Source organism: Pseudomonas sp. Mn2068, from assembly GCF_049319725.1.
Classification (GTDB): domain Bacteria; phylum Pseudomonadota; class Gammaproteobacteria; order Pseudomonadales; family Pseudomonadaceae; genus Aquipseudomonas; species Aquipseudomonas gingeri.
This window is the reverse complement of sequence record NZ_JBMOUG010000011.1, coordinates 115003-132965: the sequence shown is the minus strand read 5'-3', so window position 1 is coordinate 132965 and position 17963 is coordinate 115003. Positions and strand designations below refer to the sequence as shown.

The following is a 17963-nucleotide window of genomic DNA, read 5'->3' as shown; positions in this document are numbered from 1 at the left end:
ACTTTTCCGGAGAGCGGACATGGCAATGAACAACAAGGTACTGGTCCTCGGGGCCAGCGGCGGTATCGGCGGTGAAGTGGCACGGCAGCTGCGCGACGGCGGTTGGCAAGTGGTGGCGTTGCAGCGTGGGCTGGCCCTCGAGTGCGAGCAGCGCGATGGCATGACCTGGCTGCGTGGCGATGCGATGAACCGCGGGGATGTCCTGCGCGCTGCCCGGGGTTGCAGTGTGATCGTCCATGGCGTCAACCCGCCGGGCTATCGCAACTGGGCGACGCTGGTGCTGCCGATGATCGACCACAGCATCGCCGCGGCACGGGCCGAAGGCGCTACCGTGGTGTTGCCCGGCACGGTCTACAACTATGGTCCGGATGCCTTTCCCGTTCTGGATGAGGAGTCCCCCCAGCGGCCATTGACCCGCAAGGGCCTGATCCGTGTCGAACTCGAGGCGCGGCTGCGGGCCGCCACCGACGACGGCGTACGGGTGATCGTGGTGCGGGCGGGCGACTTCTTCGGACCCCGGGCCGGCAACACCTGGTTTTCCCAAGGCCTGATCAAGCCGGGAAGGGCGGTCAGGGTCGTTCATCTGCCGGGGGCGACGGGTGTTGGTCATCAATGGGCCTACCTGCCGGATGTGGCCAGGACCATGGTCGAGTTGCTGGCCCGGCGGGAGCGGCTGGCCCCCTTCGCGACCTTTCAGTTCGCCGGCCATTGGGATGCCGATGGCACCCAGATGGCCGAGGCGATCCGGCGGGTGGTCGAGCGCACGGGTGGGGCGGTGAAGCGACGGGCATTTCCCTGGTGGCTGGTGCGCCTGGCCGCGCCCGTGGTGCCGACCTTCCGCGAGCTGCTGGAAATGCGCTACCTGTGGCAGCAACCGGTGCGCATGGACAACGCCAGGCTGCTGGCGGTGCTGGGCAAGGAGCCGCACACGCCGCTGGACCAGGCGGTGGTCGCGACACTGGTGGGGCAGGGTTGTCTCTAGCCCGCGGAGCTCAACGCTTGTGGATCTTGATGTCATGCACGCCCAGTGCCCGGGCGACCTCCTCCAACCGGGTGTCGTCGGTAAAGAGCGCACCGTGATGGGCGCAGATCAGGATCAGCGCATGCTTGCCGGACAGCTTGTGCACGCAGGCTTTCAACTGGGCGGACAGGCGCTGCCGATGCAGCCGGTAGCTGACATTGAAGGTGTTCACCGGCTTCATCATGGGCTGTCGAACCACACGGGAGTCAGGGGCTTCTGCCAGTGTCCGGACATGACCAGCATGCCCAGCAGCTTCAAGGTATTGGCGTAGTAGTCATTGCTCGACAGCGACTGTTGCTGGAGGTCATCCCATATCCCGTTCAACCAGGACTGGTTGTCGCCACTGATCATCGCGCTGACGCCCAGCGCGGCGATGAAGGCAGGGCTGTCGCTGCCTTCGTCGGCCAGGGGCTTGCCGTCGAGCAGGTAGCCGTCGTGAAAGGCCTTCGGGCGGTTGGTGGTGCTGTTCCGGGCCCAGCGGTTGAACGGTACGAGTGCGCGGAAGGCCCGTTGATCGCCGTACAGCAGGTAGTCCAGGCCGACCCGCCAGGGATAACGGGCCGCGTTCCAGGAGTAGTCACCGTCGTGCGCGCCCTCGAGCAGTTCGCCGCGGGCGGGAGACGGCGACTGGTTGAGACGGCTGATAAAGTCCGGCATCAGGCCGGTGTCCTTCGCATGATTGCGCAGGATGCTCTTGATAATGAAGTAGGTTCTGTCGCGCACGCTCAGCCAGCGGCGGTCCTGGGTCGCGAGAAAAAAGGCATACAGATGCGAGGTCATGAAATCGGAGGAACGGGTGCTGAACTCGATCTCCGGATTGTCGTCGGCGTTGACCCAGTCGCCGAGCAGCAGGTGGCTGGCATTGGGATGCACCTCGTGTTCGAGAACGGCCTTCATCACCGTTTTCGCTTCGCCCAGGTAGTCGATCTGGCCCTTGCTGCCCCAGGTCTTGTCGGCCAGCAACAGGGCATAGGCGATATCCATATCACCGTCGGTGGCACTGTTTTCCCCGCCGAACGGAGTGCCGGCATTGCCGCAACCATGGATCTGGTTCCAGGCCATCAGGCCGCGATCCGATCTGGCCGGATGATCCTGGAAGTAGCGGAACATGCCGTCGAAAACGGTTTTCGCCTGGGGATCGGCAGCGGCCATCATCACGCTGATCAGCATGGCGTAGCCATGGGCTTCGGAGACCGTCAGGGTCCCCGGCGCGGTACCGCCACCCACGGTTTTGCCGTCGGCGTCGACCTTGACCAGGTAACGCCCGGTTCCGCAGGCCTGGGTCAGGTAGGTGGTTTTCCAGTCGTTGTAGAAGGCGATCAGTTGCCGGTCCAGCTCGGCTCTGGGCAGATGGTCGGGCTGGATCGTGCCCGGAAAGTAGCTCGCGGCGACAAAGGCTGGCCGCGCCGGGGTATCGGCGCCCAGGGCGGCGGCGGCCAGGCAGGCCGCCATCAACAGGACGAACAGTTGCAGGGTAAGGCGATGCACGAAATGACTCTCCAGCCTGATCCGGTGCGGATGACATCCGCTGGCGCTATTGCAGATGGGCGGCAGCGTAATGTTCGGCTCGCCAGGCTGCTGTAACGGGCTGTAACCGGTGCTTTCGCCACGAAAACAGGGTGCGGGAATCCCTCAGGGCCGGCGAATTGTGTTCCTGGGGTGCATGACTTATCCTCGGCGGCGATGGATGCCCGGCGCGGTCTGGACGCTCGGGAACTGACGGCAATGGAGGCCGTAACGCATGTTCAAGGTCAGGCGAAAAATTGGCGTTCTGCTGCTGGTCTATATCGTTGGGGTCAGTGGCTACATCTACTATCTGCACGCCCAGGCCCAGCGGATCCTGACCGACAGCATCAACAACAAGTTGTTGCATGCGGCCCTGGGCGGTGCCGCCATCCTCGGCGACCAGTACCACAACGGGCTGGTCGACAAGCATTCAAAGTCCGAAGCCGAAGACCTCGATGCCATCCGCAAGCTTTCGCGCTTCAACGAGTCCATGGGCACGGCTTTTGTCTATACCGTGATCAAGCGGGGAGGAGAGGCCATCCTCGTCAGTTCCAGCGCCTCGGCCAAGGAAGTCCGGGAAAACAACTTCGTCCGCTTCTTCGATCCCTATCCCGATGCGAGCCAGACGCTGCTCGACAGCTTCGACCTGACCACTCCGAGCTGGATCGACTACACCGACCACTGGGGCGATTTCCGCGCGGTCTTTGTTCCCATGAAGTCCCAGGACGGCACGCCTTATGTCGCCGGGGCGGAAATTACCCTGGCCGAGTACTACCACGAACTCAACCAGGACTCCCTGCACCATATCGTGCTGGCGATCCTGGTCTTTCTGTCTTTCAGTCTCCTGTTCGTCATCGACTCGGTGCGCATGCGCGCCCATCTTCGCCAGATGCAGGTCAATGAGCAGGTATTGAAACAGGCCAAGATTGCCGCTGAAGAAGCCGATCGCATGAAAAGCCAGTTCCTGGCGACCATGAGCCATGAAATCCGCACGCCCATGTATGGCGTCATCGGGGCCACCGACCTGCTGTCCGCCACGGCGCTGAGCCCGGCACAAAACGACCTGCTGACCACTATCCATACCAGCGGCAAGACGTTGCTGGCGCTGATCGACGACATTCTCGACCTGGCCAAGATCGAGTCGGGAAAACTGGACCTGCGACCCCGTGTGTTCGAACTGCGACCCCTGATCACCTCCAGTGTCGAAGTGGTCCGGCAGAATATCCAGGACAAGCCGATCACCCTTGAGGTCACCGTCTTCCCGGATGTTCCTTCGTTGGTCAAGACCGATGCCGACCGTCTTCGCCAGATCCTGATCAACCTGCTGGGCAATGCGATCAAGTTCACTGAAACGGGAGAGGTTTCACTGACCGTCTCGCTCGGTGACGGCGCTCCGGCCCGGCTCAATTTTTCCATCCGCGATACCGGTGTCGGCATTCCCACGGAACGGCAGGGCAGCCTGTTCAAGCCTTTTACCCAGTTCGAGGGGGCGAACAACCAGCGCTTCACCGGCAGCGGGCTCGGCCTGTCGATCTGCAAGAACCTGATTGAGGCCCAGGGGGGCATCCTGTCCTTCAGCAGCCTGTTTGGTATCGGTTCGACCTTCACCTTCTCGCTGCCGATCGAGCCTTTTTCAGACATGGAAATCCCCATTGCCTCCGAGCACCCGGCAGTGGGTTTCGACGCATCGTTCGCCGGGCATTACCCGTTGGATATCCTGCTGGTGGAGAACCACGAACTGAACCAGAAGGTTGCGATGGCGATGTTGCAGACCCTGGGCTATACGCCCGATCTGGCCTCTGACGGTCTCGAGGCGCTTGAGCGGTGCCTGCGTTCGACCCCGGATGTCATCCTGATGGATATCAACATGCCGGGCATGGATGGCCTGGAGGCCATCCGCCGGATCAGGGAACTGCCGCTGGGTGACCAGTGCTATATCGTTGCCTTTACCGCCAGCGCGTTCTCCAACGAGATCGAGCGTTTCCGGGTGGCCGGCGCCAACGATATCCTGACCAAGCCGGCCAGCTTCCAGGGCTTTGCCGAGGTGTTGCGACGTTCGACGGACTACCGGAAACAGTTCCAGACCAGCGCTCCGGCAGTCGAGTGATTTCGAACCCGGGGGTCAGGGGGCGAATGCCATGACCGAGGCGGGGGAACCGGAGCCGTCCTGAAGTCGCAGGATACCGATGACCAGCGTGGTGCCCTTGGCCGGCAGCTGGTCGAGGTTGGTCAGGCACTCCAGGATGATGCCGTTTTTCGCCAGGACCTGGCTGTTGGTGGCATACACCGTGTCCTGGCCCGGATCGGCGCCATGGGTGTCGGTGCCGACGCCCGCGATATGGCGTTCGTTGACCAGGAAGGTGGCGGTATCGGTGCCGAGCCCTGGGAAGTGCAGGCCACCCTTGTCATCGGCGTTGAAAAAGCGCTTGGGATCGTTCCAGAAGTCCTGCCACCCGGTGTAGAGCAGCACCACGGAGTCCCGGGCGATAGGCCCATGGGCGTGTTCCCAGTTCTTGATGTCCTGGATGCTGATCACATAGTCGGGATTGGCCTTGGCCTGGGCCCGTACATCGATCACCACCGCCGGGCGCACCAGCGACTGCGGTTTGTAGGCATCGATCCCGACGCCATCGGCGTGAAAGCTGTTGGGGGCATTCATGTGGGTGGCGCTGTGTTCGCCCATGCTGAAGCTGCGCAGGTAGTAGCCGTCCTTTTCCTGGGTGGCCACGACATTGAAGTTGACGGGAGGGTCGTGCGGCCAAAGCGGTATGGAGGGGGAGATGACGTGACTGAGGTCGACGATCTTTCGAAACTGGATACTCTGCATTCCCTTTGCTTCCTTTTCCCCTGCGAAACCCTGAGTGATGCCGGTTGCCAGCCATACGGCCAGCAGCCCGGCAGACAAGCGCCTGAGCCGTGCCTTGTGTTGTATTGAAAATTCCATGATATATCTGCTCCTTCGGACATCAAGGGGCCCCTGCCCTTGATTCCAGTGGAGTCTATCCATTCTTGGTACAGGGATGGTAAGGAGATTCAGGCTGTTTGCCAGGAATTGTCTGTAGGTTTATTCCTTGATGCCGGCGTTTTTTCATTGGGCTGATGGCTTGCCGTCTGTTCGTGCTGTCTGCGATAAGCCCCCGGTTGCACCCCGACCGCCTTGGCAAAGGCCCGGGTAAATGCCGCGATCGACTGATAGCCCACCGCCGCGCAGACCTGTTCCACGGTGTTGTTGGCCTTGAGCAACTGGCAGGCATGGCGGATGCGCAAGGCCAGCAGCACCTGGCCCGGCGACTGTCGGGCCAGTTCGTTGAAGCGCTTGAAAAACGCCGAGCGCGACATCCCGGTACAGGCCGCCATGCTTTCCAGCGACCAGCTTTCGCCGGGGCGCTCGATCAACTGTTCCAGCAGAGGCGCGAATCCCGGGTGCCGGGCCAGCGCCACCAGTCCGCCGAGGTCCTGGTTGCCCGCCACCTGCTGGCGCAGGACATACAGGAACAGCAGGTGACTCAAGCGCTCCAGCAATGCCGGGGAAGGCGCCGGTTGCCGCTGGCACTCGTCCAGGATCAGTTCGAACAGGGCCCGGGCCGCCGTCGATGAGGGATCGCCGGCGCGCAGGACGATCCAGTCCGGCAACCCGTCGATGATCAGCGACGACAGCCCCGAGCGGAAATGGAAGAAGCCGCAGACCAGGCCCACGCCATCCTGGGCCTCGCCGTCCAGCGCGGTCATCGCCATGCGTGGCAGGTCCCTGGCCCGGGTGCTGTCCTCGGCGCTCGACAGCCTATAGTCCAGGTCGCGCAGCAGAAACACCGCGTCCCCGGCATGCAAACGCACGCCAGCTTGCGCTCCATCAATATGCAGCCAGCAATGTCCCTGCACGATCAGGTGGAAGCTGGCCCGCGCCAGGCCATGGGTGCTGGCGTGCCAGCCACCGCAGTAGCGCCCGACATGAAACAGGCTGGTGTCGAGCTCGAGGCTCTCTAATAACCAATCAACCAGTGGGCTGGACGAAATCATCTAATGGAAACACTCAGGAGCAAGTAAACGCTACTTTAGAATATGGATCGGAATTCTTATAACCAACAGACTTGCCGGACATCTCATCAACTGGAGTCCACGCCATGTCGCGCGTCACTTTACACACTCTGCAAAGCGCCCCTGAAGCGGCCAGGCCTTTTCTGGAGAACGCTCAGAAGAACTCCGGGTTTATCCCGAACCTGCTCGGCGTGCTCGCCAACGCACCGGCGGCCCTGGAAACCTACGTTACGGTATCGGGACTAAATGGCAAAGCCGAGCTGAGCCTGGCCGAGCGCGAAGTGGTGCAGTTGATTGCCGCCACCACCCACGGTTGCGATTTCTGTGTCGCCGGGCATACCGCGGTGGCGGTGAACAAGGCCAGGCTGCCGGACGAGGTGGTCAGTGCCTTGCGCGGGCAAAGCGAACTGCCCGAGGAAAAACTCGAAGTACTGGCTAGCTTTACCCGGGAAGTCATCGCCACCCGCGGCAATGTCAGCGACGAGACCTTCAGCGCCTTCACGGCGGCCGGCTACACCGAGGGCAATGCCCTGGAAGTGATTCTCGGCGTCAGCCTGGCGACCCTGTGCAACTTCGCCAATGTCTTCGCCCGCACGCCGCTCAATCCCGAGCTGGCCAAGTACCGCTGGCAAGCGGCGGGTCAATGATTCAACGGCGCCGGCAATGGCCGGGCGCCGCGTTCGAGGAGAGAACCACATGCTTGATCCGGCATTGAGCCAATGGCTGGACGAACACGCCCAGGCCCTGGACCTGGGGCAATGCGACCCGCAGTCGGTGTTGTCGCGACTGGCCGCCGCGCGGGTGCTGCGCGTCGGTGTCGAAGAAGCCCAGGGTGGCAGCGGTGGCGATATCGCCGATGCCGTGGAAACGCTCGCCGGCGTTGCCAGCCATTCCCTGGCGGCGGCCTTTGTCTTCTGGGGCCAGCGGGCCTTTATCGAATACCTGCTGCAGAGCCCGAATCGTGGCCTGCGTGAACGCCTGCTGCCATCGTTGCTCAGTGGCGAGCTGGCCGGGGCGACCGGGCTGTCGAACGCGATGAAGTTTCTCTCGGGCATCGAGTCGCTGCAGGTGCGTGCACGCTCCCAGGCCGATGGCTGGCAACTCGACGGTCGCCTGCATTGGGTGACCAACCTGCGCAAGAGCGGGTTTGTCGTGGCCGCGGCGATCGAGCGCGAGGAGGGCGGGGTGCCCTTTGTACTGGCGATTCCAGATGGACTGGAGGGCGTCAGGCGCTCTGCCGACCTGCAACTGATGGGCCTGCAATCGAGCAATACCGCGGCCATCGATCTGCAACAGGTCAGCGTGAGCAGCGACTGGTTGCTGCACGAAGATGCCAAGCGTTTTCTGCCGGCGGTACGCCCGGCGTTTCTCGGCCTGCAATGCGGCATGGCGATCGGCCTGAGCCGGCGCGCCCTGAGTGAGGTCGCCGGCCATCTGCAGGACGGCCGCTCGATTCTGCGCGAGCCCCTGCTGGAGCAACGCCATGTGCTGGAGCAGGCGGTGGAAGCCCTCAAGAACGGTCTGCTCGATGGTCGTTTCCTCACCCGTCCCGCCGACCTGTTCCAGATCCGCATCACCCTCGCCGAGTCCGCCGCCCAGGCGGTGCAACTGGAATTGCAGGCCAGCGGCGGCAAGGCCTACCTGAGCGAGCACGGCAGCGGTTTTGCCCGGCGCTGGCGCGAGTCGGCGTTCGTGCCGATCGTCACCCCGAGCCTGGTGCAACTGCGCGCCGAACTGCAACGTCAGGCGCGGGAAGCGGCGGCATGAGCACCTCCTTGCTGCAAGCCCGGCAGATCAGCCTCGGTTACCCCCGTGAGCAGGGTTGGCACACCGTGCTGGAGGGTTTCGATCTCGACCTGAAACCGGGGGAAGTGGTATCGATCCTCGGTCCGAGCGGGGTCGGCAAGTCGAGCCTTTTGCGGGTCCTGGCGGGCTTGCAGGCGCCCCATGGCGGCCAGGTGAGCCTGCTCGGGGAATCCCTGAACGGCCCGCACCCGCGGGTGGCGGTGGCCTTCCAGGACCCGAGCCTGCTGCCCTGGCTGAGTCTGGAAAAGAACGTTGCCTTTGGCCTGGACTTTGCCCGACAGCCCTCGTTGAGCCAGGAACAGCGCCAGGCGCGGATCAGTCATGCGATTGCCTCGGTCGGCCTGTTGCACGCCCGCGACCAGTACCCGGCGCAGCTTTCCGGCGGCATGGCCCAGCGCACGGCGCTGGCCCGCTGCCTGGCGCGCTACCCGCAGGTGCTGCTGCTGGACGAACCGTTCGGCGCGCTGGACGAAGTCACCCGCGCCGACATGCAGCAACTGTTGCTGCGGGTGATTGCCGAACACCGCACTGCGGCGGTGCTGATCACCCATGACATTGATGAAGCCCTGCTGCTCTCCGAGCGCATCCTGCTACTGGGTAACAGCCCGGCGCGGACGCTCGGCGAATGGCGCATCGACCTGCCGCAGCCACGTGCCGAACTGGTGGATGAACTGGGTGCCCTGCGTATCGATATTCTCAAAACCCTTCGGCGGGCGAGCCGCAATCCCCTCAACTCAACGCAGCCCGAACCGTCGGAGATGGATCATGTGCCTGGACGACTTCACCCACACACGTCGTGACTTCCTCAAACTCAGCGCCTTGCTGACCGCTGGCGGTGCCTTGCCGCTGCTCAATAGCCTGCAGGCCCGCGCGGCCTCGGAGCCTGACGCACCGGTACGCATCGGCTACCTGCCGATCACCGATGCCACGCCCTTGCTGGTGGCCCATAACAATGGCCTGTTCGAAGCCGAAGGGATCAAGGCCGAGCGCCCGGTCCTGCTGCGCAGCTGGGCCCAGGTGATCGAGGCGTTCATTTCCGGGCAGGTCAATGTGATCCACCTGCTGTCGCCGATGACGGTCTGGGCCCGCTACGGCAGCAAGGTCCCGGCCAAGGTGGTGGCCTGGAACCATGTCGGCGGCTCGGGCCTGACCGTGGCTCCGGGGATCACCGAGGTCAAGCAACTGGGCGGACAATCGGTGGCGATTCCGTTCTGGTATTCGATCCACAACGTGGTGGTGCAGCAGTTGTTCCGCGATCATGGCCTGCAACCGGTGAGCAAGCCCGCCAACGGCGTGCTGGCGGCCAACGAGGTCAACCTGGTGGTGTTGCCGCCCTCGGACATGCCGCCGGCCCTGGCCAGCAAGCGGATCGCCGGCTATATCGTCGCCGAGCCGTTCAATGCCCTGGCCGAGGAACTCAAGGTCGGCCGGGTCCAGCGCTTCACCGGCGATATCTGGCGCAACCATGCCTGCTGCGTGGTGTTCATGCACGAGCAGGACCTCAACAACCGTCCCGAGTGGTCGCAGAAGGTGGTCAACGCCATCGTCAAGGCGCAGCTCTGGACCCGCGACAACCGCGCCGAGGCCGCCAGGCTGCTGTCCAAGGACGGCACCAACCGCTACACCCCGCACACGCCGCAAGTGCTCGGCCGGGTGCTGGTGCCCAACGCCGTCGAGCGTGATGCCTACCTCGCCAGCGGGGCGATCCAGCATGGCAACTGGGATGAGCAACGCATCGACTTCCAGCCTTATCCGTTTCCCAGCTACACCGAGGAACTGGTGCGGCGCCTGAAGGACACGCTGATCGAGGGCGACAAGGGCTTCCTTGCCAACCTCGATCCGCAGCAGACCGCCCGCGACCTGGTGGACGACCGCTTCGTGCGCAACAGCATCGCCGCCGTGGGTGGGCTCAAGGCGTTCGGTCTGCCCGACAGCTTCGAGCGCAGCGAGGAGTTCAGTCTCTGATGGGCAAGGCGTCTTCACCGTTGTGGAACTGGGTACTGGGTATCGCCGGGTTGTTGAGCCTGCTGCTGGCCTGGTGGCTCGGCGTGCACCTGTTCGGCAGCGCGGATGGGCTGGCGGCGCGTTTCTCGCCCGAGGCGACCCTGACCAGCCTGGTCGAACTGCTCGGTCGGGCCGAGCTGTACGAGCATGTGCTGGTCAGCCTCAAGCGCATCCTTGTCGGTCTGTTGCTGGCGTTGCTGATCGGCGTGCCCCTGGGCCTGCTGATCGGCAGCTATCGTCACCTGGAGGCCGCGACCACTCCGGCGTTCCAGTTCCTGCGGATGATTTCCCCGCTGTCGTGGATGCCGGTGGTGGTGATGCTGATGGGCGTGGGCGACCAGCCGATCTACTTCCTGCTGGCGTTCGCGGCGGTCTGGCCGATCCTGCTCAACACCGTGGCCGGGGTGCGTCAGCTCGACCCACGCTGGTTGCAGTTGAGCCGCAGCCTCAGCGCCACCCGTTGGGAAACCCTGCGCAAGGTGATCCTGCCGGGTGTCCTGGGCCATGTGCTGACCGGCGTGCGCCTGTCCATCGGCATTCTCTGGATCGTGCTGGTGCCGTGCGAAATGCTTGGCGTCAGTGCGGGGCTGGGCTACTTCATCCTCGACACCCGCGACCGGCTGGCCTATTCGGAACTGATGGCAATGGTGCTGCTGATCGGCGTGCTGGGCTTTGCCCTCGATGCCCTGGCGCGTGGCCTGCATCGGCGCTGGGCGCATGCCTGAGCGTTCCCGCCTGCCAGCGCCCAGGCGCTCCTGCGATCAGATAACCCTGCCCGGGGCGCGCCGGCCGAAGGTTCTCTTGAACGAGAGCGCGATCAGCGTGCCGTTTTTTCCCGGCAGCAGCAGGTCGGGAGTCGGGGACCGGGCGTCGTGTCGTGCCGGCCCGGGCCGGTCGACTTCGGTGCCCACGGGCTGGCCCTTGGCACTCAGCGCCACGGTGCCGAGTCCGGCAATGATCAAGGGAAGCAACAGTCGCTGTCTGAAGGAAGCCATGGCGCACACTCCTGCCTGGGTTGAGGGAGAGCATCCGTGCCCTGTCGATAGCGGCAGGGTAGCGATGGCCGGCAAGCGCTGCTGTAACGGGCTGTAACGCGGCGGTTGTGGTCTCAGTCGGGCCGCAGTGGCAGGACCAGGCTGAAGCGGGCACCGCCCAGCGGGCCACGGGACACCGACAGCTCGCCGCGATGCCAGTGTGCCGCCCGTTGCGCCAGCGCCAGGCCCAGGCCGAACCCGCCCGGCTGTTCGGGACCGCTGGACAGTCGCACGAAGGGCTCGAAAATCTTCTCCCGGTCTTCGGCGAGGATGCCCGGACCATCGTCGTCGACGTGCAGGACCAAGTGATTTTCACCCTGGCGCAGGGCGCTGATCCGCACATGGGAGCGGGCATAGGCCACGGCATTGCCCAGCAGGTTGCGCACGATCAGGTGCAGCAGGGCGCTGTCGCCAATCAGCTCGAGTCCCGGCGGATCGGTTTCCAGTTCCAGGCGATGCCGGTTGCCGTCGAGCAGGGCGAATTCGTTTTGCAGCCAGCTCTGGATCAGGATCGGCTCATTGTTCAGGTTGGCCGGTGCGCCGGCCAGCTTGGCGAAGGTCAGGCTGGCGCGGACCAGCGATTCCAGTTCCTCGATGTCGACCTGCAAGCGTTCCTGCAGGCGCTTGCGGGTGGCTTCGTCTTCGCTGCGGGTCAACAGCACCAGGGCGAAGCGCAGCCGTGCCAGCGGCGTGCGCAATTCGTGGGACACCGCCTGGGACACTTCCTTGTGCCGCTCGCTCATGGCGGCGATGTCCTGGGCATGCTGCTGCAGGGTCAGCAGCAACGGTCGCCACTCCTTGCCCACGGGGGGCAGGGTGACGGTGGGCGTGCGGACCATGCCGCCCAGGCAGGCGGCGAGGGCGGTCATGTCGCGCTGGTGCTGGCGTCGGCGTCTCCAACCCAGGCCCAGGAACACCAGGACCGGTGCCCCGGCGGCGAAGGCGGTAAACCAGTAGATCGGCGTGACGAAAAAGTCATCGAGCGAAGCGCTGACCCACATGGGACCGAACTGGATCAGCGTCTCGTCGTCCAGCGGGTAATAGGCGATCTCTTCATCGACATCCTGCACCGCCTCGTGGTGTTCGAGCATGGTGTCCGCCTCCGGCGGCACGTCGATGCTGTCGCGCTCGACCAGGTTCACCGGGTACTGGAAGTGCTGGCGCAGCACATCGAGCCTGACCTCGCGCTGCTTGGCGGACAGTGGCTTGAGTTGCTGCGCGATCAGGTAGCCGGGGCCGGTCATCAGGCGCCGGAAGCTGGCCTCGCTGACGGCCACCGAGGCACCGGCCGACAGCCACAGCAGGTACAGGGTCAGCGCGGTCCAGAGCAGGCCGGCGACAATGGCCATCCAGCGCCTGGGTTCAAACATGGCTCGGCCCGATTTCGACGAACAGATAGCCCTGGGCCGGAACGGTCTGGATGGTCACCGGGCATTCCAGGCCGACCAGCTTCTTGCGCAGCCGTGACACACGCATGTCGATCGAACGGTTCAGTCCGTCGTACTCGAGGCCTCGCAGTTGCTGCAGCAGCTTTTCCCGGGTCAGCGGCACGCCCGGCTGGCGCGAGAAGATATCCAGCAGTTCGTACTCGCTGGCGGAGAACGCCAAGGCGGTGTCGTTGAGCCACGCCCGGCGGTTTTTTGCATCCAGCTTGAACGCACCGAACTCATAGCCTTGCGGTGGCGCCTGGCGATGGCGTCGCAGCAGGGCACGAATACGGGCCAGCAGCAACAGCGGGTCGATCGGCTTGACCACATAGTCGTCGGCCCCGACATCGAAGCCGACCAGTTGCTCGGTGTTCTCATCCAGGGCGGTCATCATCAGGATCAGCCCCGGATACCCGGCGCGGATTTCCCGACACAGGCTGAAGCCGTCCAGGCCGGGCAGCATGACGTCGAGGATCAGCAGCGCCGGTTGCTCTTCGCGGATGCGCCGGACGGCCCGGTCGCCGCGGTGCTCGATGGACACGTCAAAGCCCTCGGAGCGCAGGAACTCCGCCGTGAGCTGGGCCAGGGGGCGATCGTCTTCGATCAGCAGCAGGGTGTCTGACATCGTCGGCAAGGTCGTCGGGTTTTTGAAAGCAGGCACGGCTCGAAGGGGTGAGCACGGTGGGAAATGTAACACAGTGATGACAACGTCATATCGTTCAGCCGCGGTTGGGGTGGGCTGTGCAATTCTCCCCCCGAAAATGACATGAATTTCATGTGGCTGGTCTAGTCTCCCTTCGGAACATTGCTGGAATCGCTGACTATGAACAAGGTATTTCGTCACTACATTCCAGCCAGCACCCGGCGCCTGCTGCCCAATCGCTGGGACCTGATGGCCATGCCGCTGGTGGTCGGTTTCCTGCTGTTCCTGTCGATCGGCGCGCGGGAAACCTGGGCGCCGATTTCCACCTTGCAGAGCCAGGTGATCTCCCTGGATCCGGCCAACCTGCCGGAATACGCGATCCGCACCACCCTGCGCATGCTCGCGGCCATGGTCGCGGCGCTGGTCTTCACCTTTATCTACGGCACCCTGGCTGCCAAGAGCCGGCGTGCGGAAAAGCTCCTGGTGCCGGTGCTCGACATCCTGCAATCGGTGCCGGTGCTGGGCTACATCTCCTTTACGGTGACCTTTTTCCTCCTGTTGTTCCCCGGGCGGGTGCTGGGGGCGGAGTGCGCGGCGATCTTCGCGATCTTCACCAGCCAGGCCTGGAACATGACGTTCAGCTTCTACCAGTCGCTGCGCATGTTGCCCCGCGACCTGGAAGAAGTATCCAGCAGCCTGCAACTGTCCGGCTGGCAGAAGTTCTGGAAGCTCGACGTGCCGTTCGCCATCCCCGGATTGGTATGGAACATGATGATGAGCATGTCCGGCGGCTGGTTCTTCGTGGTGGCCTCGGAAGCCATCACCGTCGGCGACAAGACCATCACGCTGCCGGGGATCGGGTCGTACCTGGCGCTGGCCATCGACCAGCGCGACCTCTCGGCGGTGGGCTACGTGATCCTGGCGATGATCGTGGTGATCCTGATCTACGACCAGTTCCTGTTCCGACCCCTGGTGGCCTGGGCGGACAAGTTCCGCATGGAGGACACCTCGTCCCAGGGCGGTGCCCCGGAGTCCTGGGTGCTGCGGCTGATCCAGCGGACCCGGGTGATCCAGCGCCTGATTCGTCCGGTGGTGCGTGCCGTCACCCGGCTCGGGCATCTGCGCCTGAGCCTGAACCGGCCCCGCCGCCATGCCGGGGGCGCCGCCGCCAACCCGACCGCCTCGCGGGTGGTCGACTGGGTCTGGGGCGCCTGTATCGGCGCGCTGACGCTCTATGCGCTGTACCACATCGTGCTGTATGTCAGCAGCGAAGTGACCCTCGGCGACGTCGGCCATGTACTCGGCCTGGGCTTGATCACGCTGCTGCGGGTGGTGGTGTTGATCGGTGTCGCGTCGCTGATCTGGGTGCCGCTGGGGGTGATGATCGGCCTGCGTCCGCACCTGGCGGAAAAGATCCAGCCGCTGGCGCAGTTTCTCGCCGCGTTTCCGGCGAACCTGCTGTTTCCGGTGTTCGTCATCGTGATCCTGCACTTCCAGTTGAACCCGGATATCTGGCTCAGTCCGCTGATCGTGCTCGGCACCCAGTGGTACATCCTGTTCAACGTGATCGCCGGGGCCAGCGCCTTCCCCAATGACTTTCGCGAAGCCGCGGCGAACTTCCATATCCGTGGCTGGCAGTGGTGGCGCAAGGTCATGCTGCCGGGCATTTTTCCCTACTACGTGACCGGTGCGATCACCGCCTCCGGTGGTGCCTGGAACGCCAGCATCGTCTCCGAGTTCGTCTCCTGGGGCCAGGACAAGGTGGTCGCCCACGGCCTGGGCGCCTATATCGCCCAGACCACCGCCGCCGGCGACTTCCCGAAAATCACCCTCGGGGTGGTGGTCATGTCGTTGTTCGTCGTGCTGTTCAATCGTCTGGTCTGGCGGCCGATGTACGCCATTGCCGAAAACAAACTCCGTATGAATTAACCCGAGTCGGTCTCATGAATAGTCATACCGAATACACCAGCGCTGCCCGTGAAATCTACTCGCTGACCAACGTGAGCAAGGGCTTTGGCAAGGGCAAGGATGAACGGCAGGTGCTCAGCGAGGTGGACCTGAGCCTGCACGAAGGCGAGATCGTCGGCCTGCTGGGACGCTCCGGTTCGGGCAAGTCGACGCTGCTGCGAATCATCGCCGGGCTGATCCAGCCGACCTCCGGTGACGTGCTCTACAACGGCACGCCCCTGGCCGGGCCGGCGAAGGGCGTGGCCATGGTGTTCCAGACCTTTGCCCTGTTTCCCTGGCTGACGGTGCTGGAAAACGTCGAGGCGGGTCTGCAGGCGCTGCAGGTCGAGCCCAGGGAAGCGCGCAAGCGGGCCCTGGCCGCCATCGACCTGATCGGCCTCGACGGTTTTGAAAACGCCTACCCGCGCGAGCTGTCCGGCGGCATGCGCCAGCGCGTGGGGTTCGCCCGCGGGCTGGTGGTCAACCCGACCCTGTTGCTGATGGACGAGCCGTTTTCCGCCCTCGACGTGCTGACCGCGGAAAACCTGCGGACCGACCTGCTGGAACTGTGGAGTGGCGGACAACTGCCGATCAAGTCGATCCTGATCGTCACCCACAACATCGAGGAAGCGGTGCTGATGTGCGACCGCATCATGGTGCTGTCCTCGAACCCCGGGCGGGTGGTGGCGCAGATCAAGGTGCCCTTTGCCCATCCGCGCAACCGCCTTGACCCGATCTTTCGCAAGATGGTCGACGATATCTACGCGCTGATGACCGACCGGCGCAGTGCCGATGCCCGTACCGGCAAGGCCGAACTGCAACTGGGCAGCCGTCTGCAGGAAGTGCCGACCAACCTGATGGCCGGCCTGATCGAGGCGCTGGCGGCCGAGCCCTACCACGGTCGGGCAGGCTTGCCGAACGTGGCGGAGCGGTTGCTGCTGGAGGTCGACGACCTGTTCCCGGTGGCCGAGATGCTGGAGCACCTGGGCTTTGCCGAACTGCGCGGCGCCGATATCTCCCTGACCGAGGCGGGCAAGCTGTTTGCCGAGTACGGCACCCAGGAGCGCAAGGTCATGTTCGCCGACCATCTGCTGCGCCAGGTGCCGTTGGCGGCGCGTATCCGCCAGGTCCTGCAGGAGCGGCGCGGCCACTGGGCGCCGCGGGTGCGCTTCGAACAGGAACTGGAGGACTCCCTCAGCGAAGACTTCGTCGAGCAGACCCTGGAAAGCGTGATCAGTTGGGGCCGCTACGCCGAAATCTTCTCCTACAACGACAGCACCGAGACCTTCAGTCTGGACGACGTGGAGGGCGAGAGCTGATACCCGTACGCCGCGAAACCTGCAGGAGCTGGCTTGCCGGCGATAGCGTCCGCAAGGGCGATGCAAGGCTCAATGCCCTCATCGCCAGCAAGCCGGCTCCTGCAGATCGGTGTTCCGGCACAACTTACCGTCAGATATGCAGCCAGGCCAGCGAGCCGAGTACCACGCTCGCTGCCGCTGCGGCGTAGGACAGGCGCTTGAGCCATTCGCGGCGAGTCAGCAAGGTAATGGCCGCCATCGAAATGGCGATCTGGATGGCCGTCATTGCCTGGGCCCAGCGATGATGCTGATGCAGGGCTTCCTCCGACCTGGCATCCCATTCACGGCTCTGGGTTTCCAGGCCCTCGGCTTTCTGCCGCACCGCTTCCTTTTCCTTCTTGTAGCGCTCGGCTTCGGCGTTGTAGTGCGCGGCATCCAGTCCCGGGATATGGCTGGCCATTTCCGAGAGGTTCTGGCGGCTGGACTTGGCCTGGTAGTAGTTCCACTGGTTGGCGGCTTCGGTCTTGATGATCGCGGCGTTGTTCTTGTCCATCGCCGCTTCGCTTTCCGTGGAGCCCGCCTGGTAGCTGAGCATGGCGCCGATGGTCGCCATGATGGCGGTCATCACCGCGATCCGACTGGCAAAACCGTCGCCGCGGGCATGGGCGTGCTCGGTGGTGTGTTCAACGTGTTTTTCGTGAGGGCTGGGGACTTCGAAGGCTTCGCTCATAAACGCTGGTCTTTGGGTGGAAAGTGCGGGGAGCGCAGTGTAAGGCCAGTGCTGGCAGAAGGCTCTAGTTCAAAGATGAAGATTCAAATACACGGTTATCCGGCAACGATGCGCAGTGACGATGGACATGCGTTCGACAGTCCTGAAGTGCTACATTGGCCGCCGCGCAAGGAGTGCCTGTTGCGCTTGACCTCGGCAGGAAGCTGGAATGCCCCACACGTCTGACCATAACGCTCCCGAACCTGAACAGGGCCGGAACTGGTTTGCCTTCCTGGTCACATTCATCGTGTGCACGGCGGTATTCCTGGGGGTGTATTTCGTCCGTCTCAACCTGGAAGTGGATCGCGAGCGCGAAGCCCTGGCCGAACGGTTGGTGCGCTGCCGCGAACAGCGCCTGAATACCCTTTCCAGCCCGCAGTTCCGAGCGACACTGCAGGAAAACTGCAGCAGCATCGAGGCCGAATTCCTCACCCGCTTCGGCTACGCCCGGTAACGTTCAGCCGATGAAACCC

At 63.9% G+C, this 17963-nt stretch carries 17 protein-coding genes and 1 pseudogene; 10 read left to right on the top strand and 8 right to left on the bottom strand.

Annotation, left to right across the window (positions count from 1 at the left end; translation table 11 throughout):
• Window positions 1-19 precede the first annotated feature (19 nt).
• Window positions 20-982, top strand: a complete 963-nt coding sequence (locus ACL9RJ_RS23100) for an NAD-dependent epimerase/dehydratase family protein (RefSeq protein ID WP_422765702.1) — start codon at window positions 20-22, stop codon at window positions 980-982.
• Between the two features lie 10 nt (window positions 983-992).
• Here ACL9RJ_RS23100 and ACL9RJ_RS23095 read toward each other — a convergent pair whose 3' ends face one another.
• Together ACL9RJ_RS23095 and ACL9RJ_RS23090 are read right to left on the bottom strand one after the other, a co-directional pair.
• Window positions 993-1205, bottom strand: coding sequence for a hypothetical protein (locus tag ACL9RJ_RS23095; RefSeq protein WP_177106757.1), 213 nt, complete (start codon window positions 1203-1205; stop codon window positions 993-995).
• Window positions 1202-2509 carry a glycosyl hydrolase family 8 gene (locus ACL9RJ_RS23090; protein WP_422765701.1) on the bottom strand — a complete coding sequence of 436 codons (1308 nt, stop codon included), beginning with the start codon at window positions 2507-2509 and terminating at the stop codon, window positions 1202-1204. Before ACL9RJ_RS23090 ends, ACL9RJ_RS23095 begins: the two co-directional genes overlap by 4 nt.
• A gap of 253 nt (window positions 2510-2762) precedes the next feature.
• On the opposite strand from ACL9RJ_RS23090, the gene ACL9RJ_RS23085 reads away from it, so the two are divergent.
• Window positions 2763-4634 (top strand): ATP-binding protein, encoded by a 1872-nt coding sequence (locus ACL9RJ_RS23085; RefSeq protein WP_422765700.1) that lies wholly within the window; start codon window positions 2763-2765, stop codon window positions 4632-4634.
• A 15-nt stretch (window positions 4635-4649) separates the two neighbouring features.
• On the opposite strand, the gene ACL9RJ_RS23080 is transcribed toward ACL9RJ_RS23085, so the two are convergent.
• Together ACL9RJ_RS23080 and ACL9RJ_RS23075 are read right to left on the bottom strand one after the other, a co-directional pair.
• The gene (locus ACL9RJ_RS23080) at window positions 4650-5354 is read right to left on the bottom strand and encodes a cyclase family protein (protein ID WP_177118305.1); all 705 of its coding nucleotides are present in this window, start codon (window positions 5352-5354) and stop codon (window positions 4650-4652) included.
• A gap of 287 nt (window positions 5355-5641) precedes the next feature.
• Window positions 5642-6544: pseudogene (locus ACL9RJ_RS23075) on the bottom strand (cupin domain-containing protein); the annotation flags it as partial.
• A 104-nt stretch (window positions 6545-6648) separates the two neighbouring features.
• Here ACL9RJ_RS23075 and ACL9RJ_RS23070 point away from each other — a divergent pair.
• From ACL9RJ_RS23070 to ACL9RJ_RS23050, 5 genes are read left to right on the top strand one after another with little or no spacing between them, the layout of a single operon-like run.
• Window positions 6649-7209, top strand: a complete 561-nt coding sequence (locus ACL9RJ_RS23070; protein ID WP_177088293.1) for a carboxymuconolactone decarboxylase family protein — start codon at window positions 6649-6651, stop codon at window positions 7207-7209.
• Window positions 7210-7258: 49 nt separating this feature from the next.
• Complete coding sequence (locus ACL9RJ_RS23065; protein WP_177088295.1) at window positions 7259-8329, top strand: acyl-CoA dehydrogenase family protein; 1071 nt, start codon at window positions 7259-7261, stop codon at window positions 8327-8329.
• Window positions 8326-9168 carry an ABC transporter ATP-binding protein gene (locus tag ACL9RJ_RS23060; RefSeq protein ID WP_422765699.1) on the top strand — a complete coding sequence of 281 codons (843 nt, stop codon included), beginning with the start codon at window positions 8326-8328 and terminating at the stop codon, window positions 9166-9168. Before ACL9RJ_RS23065 ends, ACL9RJ_RS23060 begins: the two co-directional genes overlap by 4 nt.
• Complete coding sequence (locus ACL9RJ_RS23055) at window positions 9134-10333, top strand: ABC transporter substrate-binding protein (protein WP_177118307.1); 1200 nt, start codon at window positions 9134-9136, stop codon at window positions 10331-10333. The genes ACL9RJ_RS23060 and ACL9RJ_RS23055 overlap by 35 nt, the downstream gene beginning before the upstream one ends.
• Window positions 10333-11097 (top strand): ABC transporter permease, encoded by a 765-nt coding sequence (locus ACL9RJ_RS23050; RefSeq protein ID WP_017123891.1) that lies wholly within the window; start codon window positions 10333-10335, stop codon window positions 11095-11097. The genes ACL9RJ_RS23055 and ACL9RJ_RS23050 overlap by 1 nt, the downstream gene beginning before the upstream one ends.
• Window positions 11098-11133: 36 nt before the next feature.
• On the opposite strand, the gene ACL9RJ_RS23045 is transcribed toward ACL9RJ_RS23050, so the two are convergent.
• The 3 genes from ACL9RJ_RS23045 to ACL9RJ_RS23035 all read right to left on the bottom strand — a co-directional run bounded on the left by ACL9RJ_RS23045 (window position 11134) and on the right by ACL9RJ_RS23035 (window position 13458).
• Entirely contained in the window at window positions 11134-11367 is a 234-nt protein-coding gene (locus ACL9RJ_RS23045; protein WP_017123892.1) for a hypothetical protein, read from the bottom strand.
• Between the two features lie 113 nt (window positions 11368-11480).
• Window positions 11481-12776 (bottom strand): ATP-binding protein, encoded by a 1296-nt coding sequence (locus tag ACL9RJ_RS23040; protein WP_042934456.1) that lies wholly within the window; start codon window positions 12774-12776, stop codon window positions 11481-11483.
• Window positions 12769-13458 carry a response regulator gene (locus ACL9RJ_RS23035; protein WP_212810797.1) on the bottom strand — a complete coding sequence of 230 codons (690 nt, stop codon included), beginning with the start codon at window positions 13456-13458 and terminating at the stop codon, window positions 12769-12771. Before ACL9RJ_RS23035 ends, ACL9RJ_RS23040 begins: the two co-directional genes overlap by 8 nt.
• A 198-nt stretch (window positions 13459-13656) precedes the next feature.
• Between ACL9RJ_RS23035 and ACL9RJ_RS23030 the strand changes: the two genes are divergently transcribed.
• Window positions 13657-15405, top strand: a complete 1749-nt coding sequence (locus tag ACL9RJ_RS23030) for an ABC transporter permease (RefSeq protein ID WP_017123895.1) — start codon at window positions 13657-13659, stop codon at window positions 15403-15405.
• Between the two features lie 14 nt (window positions 15406-15419).
• Window positions 15420-16742 (top strand): AAA-associated domain-containing protein, encoded by a 1323-nt coding sequence (locus tag ACL9RJ_RS23025; protein WP_212810798.1) that lies wholly within the window; start codon window positions 15420-15422, stop codon window positions 16740-16742.
• 130 nt (window positions 16743-16872) lie between these two features.
• On the opposite strand, the gene ACL9RJ_RS23020 is transcribed toward ACL9RJ_RS23025, so the two are convergent.
• Window positions 16873-17451, bottom strand: coding sequence for a DUF4337 domain-containing protein (locus tag ACL9RJ_RS23020; RefSeq protein ID WP_422765698.1), 579 nt, complete (start codon window positions 17449-17451; stop codon window positions 16873-16875).
• Window positions 17452-17659: 208 nt separating this feature from the next.
• Here ACL9RJ_RS23020 and ACL9RJ_RS23015 point away from each other — a divergent pair, with 208 nt between their 5' ends.
• Window positions 17660-17944 (top strand): hypothetical protein, encoded by a 285-nt coding sequence (locus ACL9RJ_RS23015; protein ID WP_177088306.1) that lies wholly within the window; start codon window positions 17660-17662, stop codon window positions 17942-17944.
• Window positions 17945-17963: the final 19 nt, after the last annotated feature.

Bases quoted from the DNA above. Each gene is read 5' to 3' on its own strand.
- ACL9RJ_RS23100 (WP_422765702.1), top strand. From the start codon at position 20: ATGGCAATGAACAACAAGGTACTGGTCCTCGGGGCCAGCGGCGGTATC.
- ACL9RJ_RS23095 (WP_177106757.1), bottom strand. From the start codon at position 1,205: ATGATGAAGCCGGTGAACACCTTCAATGTCAGCTACCGGCTGCATCGG.
- ACL9RJ_RS23085 (WP_422765700.1), top strand. From the start codon at position 2,763: ATGTTCAAGGTCAGGCGAAAAATTGGCGTTCTGCTGCTGGTCTATATC.
- ACL9RJ_RS23080 (WP_177118305.1), bottom strand. From the start codon at position 5,354: ATGCAGAGTATCCAGTTTCGAAAGATCGTCGACCTCAGTCACGTCATC.
- ACL9RJ_RS23070 (WP_177088293.1), top strand. From the start codon at position 6,649: ATGTCGCGCGTCACTTTACACACTCTGCAAAGCGCCCCTGAAGCGGCC.
- ACL9RJ_RS23065 (WP_177088295.1), top strand. From the start codon at position 7,259: ATGCTTGATCCGGCATTGAGCCAATGGCTGGACGAACACGCCCAGGCC.
- ACL9RJ_RS23060 (WP_422765699.1), top strand. From the start codon at position 8,326: ATGAGCACCTCCTTGCTGCAAGCCCGGCAGATCAGCCTCGGTTACCCC.
- ACL9RJ_RS23055 (WP_177118307.1), top strand. From the start codon at position 9,134: ATGTGCCTGGACGACTTCACCCACACACGTCGTGACTTCCTCAAACTC.
- ACL9RJ_RS23050 (WP_017123891.1), top strand. From the start codon at position 10,333: ATGGGCAAGGCGTCTTCACCGTTGTGGAACTGGGTACTGGGTATCGCC.
- ACL9RJ_RS23045 (WP_017123892.1), bottom strand. From the start codon at position 11,367: ATGGCTTCCTTCAGACAGCGACTGTTGCTTCCCTTGATCATTGCCGGA.
- ACL9RJ_RS23040 (WP_042934456.1), bottom strand. From the start codon at position 12,776: ATGTTTGAACCCAGGCGCTGGATGGCCATTGTCGCCGGCCTGCTCTGG.
- ACL9RJ_RS23035 (WP_212810797.1), bottom strand. From the start codon at position 13,458: ATGTCAGACACCCTGCTGCTGATCGAAGACGATCGCCCCCTGGCCCAG.
- ACL9RJ_RS23030 (WP_017123895.1), top strand. From the start codon at position 13,657: ATGAACAAGGTATTTCGTCACTACATTCCAGCCAGCACCCGGCGCCTG.
- ACL9RJ_RS23025 (WP_212810798.1), top strand. From the start codon at position 15,420: ATGAATAGTCATACCGAATACACCAGCGCTGCCCGTGAAATCTACTCG.
- ACL9RJ_RS23020 (WP_422765698.1), bottom strand. From the start codon at position 17,451: ATGAGCGAAGCCTTCGAAGTCCCCAGCCCTCACGAAAAACACGTTGAA.
- ACL9RJ_RS23015 (WP_177088306.1), top strand. From the start codon at position 17,660: ATGCCCCACACGTCTGACCATAACGCTCCCGAACCTGAACAGGGCCGG.